The following is a 3,340-nucleotide window of genomic DNA, read 5'->3' as shown; positions in this document are numbered from 1 at the left end:
TTGGTTGCGGGGGCAGGATTTGAACCTGCGACCTTCAGGTTATGAGCCTGACGAGCTACCGGGCTGCTCCACCCCGCGCCATGCCCCGAGGCGTTTTTAGTATCGGGGGGTATGTGCGTTTGCATCGGTTGAGAGATATCAGGAAGCTCTTTACTAGGTTTGGCGGTGACCTACTCTCCCACGCCTTAAGACGCAGTACCATCGGCGCAACCGAGCTTAACGGCCGAGTTCGGGATGGGATCGGGTGTTTCTCTGGCGCTGTGACCACCAAACCAAGAAAAGAGCTTCGTCCAAGTCGCGTACGTGTGATTGTGTATGCTTTTGATCAATCAGTAAGAGCCTTGCTGTTACTGGATCAAATCAAGCCTATCGGGCAATTAGTACCGGTCAACTGAATGCATTGCTGCACTTACATCTCCGGCCTATCGACGAGGTGGTCTACCTCGGCCCTCAGGGATACCTTGTTTTGAGGGGGGCTTCCCGCTTAGATGCCTTCAGCGGTTATCCTGTCCGATCATAGCTACCCAGCACTGCTATTGGCATAACAACTGGTCCACCAGTGGATCGTTCACCCCGGTCCTCTCGTACTAGGGGCAACTCCTCTCAAGTATCCTACACCCACGGCAGATAGGGACCGAACTGTCTCACGACGTTCTAAACCCAGCTCACGTACCTCTTTAAACGGCGAACAGCCGTACCCTTGGGACCTGCTCCAGCCCCAGGATGAGATGAGCCGACATCGAGGTGCCAAACACTGCCGTCGATATGGACTCTTGGGCAGTATCAGCCTGTTATCCCCGGCGTACCTTTTATCCGTTGAGCGATGGCCCTTCCACTCGGGACCACCGGATCACTATGGCCGTCTTTCGACTCTGCTCGACTTGTCAGTCTCGCAGTCAGGCTGGCTTCTGCCATTGCACTCAACGAGCGATTTCCGACCGCTCTGAGCCAACCTTCGCGCGCCTCCGTTACGCTTTAGGAGGCGACCGCCCCAGTCAAACTACCCGCCACACAGGGTCCCGGATCCGGATAACGGACCGCGGTTAGACATCAAGCAGAACAAGGGTGGTATCTCAAAGGTGGCTCCACCAAAACTGGCGTCTTGGTTTCAAAGCCCACCACCTATTCTGCACATGTTCGGCCTAATGCCAGTGTGAAGCTGTAGTAAAGGTGCACGGGGTCTTTCCGTCTAACCGCGGGAAGCCTGCATCTTGACAGGCAATTCAATTTCGCTGAGTCTATGTTGGAGACAGCGGGGAAGTCGTTACGCCATTCGTGCAGGTCGGAACTTACCCGACAAGGAATTTCGCTACCTTAGGACCGTTATAGTTACGGCCGCCGTTTACCGGGGCTTCAATTCGGAGCTTGCACTCCTCCTTTTAACCTTCCGGCACCGGGCAGGCGTCAGACCCTATACGTCGTCTTACGACTTCGCAGAGCCCTGTGTTTTTAGTAAACAGTCGCCACCCCCTGGTTTGTGCCCCCAGCTCCAAGTTGCCTTGGAACCGGGCCTCCTTCTCGCGAACTTACGGAGGTATTTTGCCGAGTTCCTTCAACATAGTTCTCTCAAGCGCCTTGGTATTCTCTACCAGTCCACCTGTGTCGGTTTAGGGTACGATCTCATGGAGGGCTATTTCCAGGAACCGATTAGCGGCCCACCCAATCCGATAAGGGTGAACAACAGTCTCGATCCGTCACATCCTCCTGGCCCAGGAATATTAACCTGGTTCCCATCGACTACGCCTTTCGGCCTCGCCTTAGGGGTCGGCTTACCCTGCTCAGATTAGCTTTAAGCAGGAACCCTTGGACTTTCGGCGACAGGGTCTCTCACCCTGTTTGTCGCTACTCATGTCATCATTCTCGCTAGTGATCGCTCCACCGTTCCTCACAGACCGGCTTCATCGCCAAACCCGTTCCTCCAAGGCTGTCTTGCGACAGCTAAAGAGGAGTGGGTTTTATCACACTACGCTCCGCTACCATGCCTTACGGCATCCTAGACTTCGGCTCATGGCTTGAGCCCCGTTACATCTTCGCCGCAGGACGTCTTATTTAGACCAGTGAGCTGTTACGCTATCTTTAAAGGATGGCTGCTTCTAAGCCAACCTCCTGGTTGTTTTGGACATCCCACTTGCTTTCCCACTTAGCCATGAATTGGGGGCCTTAGTCGTAGGTCAGGGTTGTTTCCCTCTCCACCACGGACGTTAGCATCCGTGGTGTGTCTGCCATCTAGTACTCCCGGGTATTCGGAGTTTGGTTAGGATCAGTAAGCCTGTGGGGCCCCATTACCCATCCAGTGCTCTACCCCCCGGGGTATTCGGATGACGCTCTACCTAAATAGATTTCGCGGAGAACCAGCTATCTCCGAGTTTGATTGGCCTTTCACCCCTAGGCACAACTCATCCCGATCTTTTTCAACAGATGTGGGTTCGGTCCTCCAGTGCATGTTACTGCACCTTCAACCTGGTCATGCCTAGATCACTCGGTTTCGGGTCTGATCCCACGAACTCGACGCCCTATTAAGACTCGCTTTCGCTGCGCCTACACCTAACGGCTTAAGCTTGCACGTGAGACCAAGTCGATGACCCATTATACAAAAGGTACGCCGTCAGCACTGATGTGCCTCCGACTGATTGTAGGCGTCCGGTTTCAGAAACTGTTTCACTCCCCTCGTCGGGGTGCTTTTCACCTTTCCCTCACGGTACTGGTTCGCTATCGGTCAGTAAGGAGTACTTAGCCTTAGAGGGTGGTCCCCCCATGTTCAGACAGAATTTCACGTGTTCCGCCCTACTTAATACGTCCGATCTTGCTTCCCATACGGGGCTATCACCCACTATGGCTGCGTTTCCCAACGCATTCTGGTCACAATCACGGCTCGGCTGGTCCCCGTTCGCTCGCCGCTACTAGGGGAGTATCTGTTGATTTCCTTTCCTCCGGGTACTTAGATGTTTCAGTTCCCCGGGTTTGCTCTTAAAACCCTATGTATTCAGGTAATAAGTACTTGGTTTACCCAGTTATTAGCTGACCCGAAGGTCAATAATAACAGAGTATCAAGTGGGTTGCCCCATTCGGAGATCTGTGGGTCAAAACCTATTCTCGGTTCACCACAGCTTATCGCAGAGTATCACGTCCTTCATCGCCTCTTACTGCCAAGGCATCCACCAAACGCCCTTCTCGCGCTTGATTTGATCCAGAAAGAGCAAGGCTTCTGGCAAGAAGCCACGTCTTGTGCCGATCAAACGGCCTCTGGATCAAAAGTCATACATTTTCCCGCTCCCCTTCCTGGTTCGTGAAGGGGAACATGTGATGCAATCCGTAGATCGCATCTGGTTAGTGTACTTGA

The 3,340-nt window shown here is 53.5% G+C and carries 1 tRNA gene and 2 rRNA genes; all 3 read right to left on the bottom strand.

The window, feature by feature from the left end:
- Position 1: 1 nt before the first annotated feature.
- The 3 genes from ATO10_RS15755 to ATO10_RS15745 all read right to left on the bottom strand — a co-directional run bounded on the left by ATO10_RS15755 (position 2) and on the right by ATO10_RS15745 (position 3,183).
- Positions 2 to 78, bottom strand: a tRNA-Met gene (locus ATO10_RS15755).
- 79 nt (positions 79 to 157) lie between these two features.
- A 5S ribosomal RNA gene (gene rrf / locus ATO10_RS15750) occupies positions 158 to 272 on the bottom strand.
- 84 nt (positions 273 to 356) lie between these two features.
- A 23S ribosomal RNA gene (locus ATO10_RS15745) occupies positions 357 to 3,183 on the bottom strand.
- Positions 3,184 to 3,340 lie beyond the last annotated feature (157 nt).

The organism is Actibacterium atlanticum (assembly GCF_000671395.1).
In the GTDB taxonomy this organism is placed as follows: Bacteria; Pseudomonadota; Alphaproteobacteria; order Rhodobacterales; family Rhodobacteraceae; genus Actibacterium_D; species Actibacterium_D atlanticum.
This window is presented reverse-complemented; position numbering and strand designations above follow the sequence as displayed.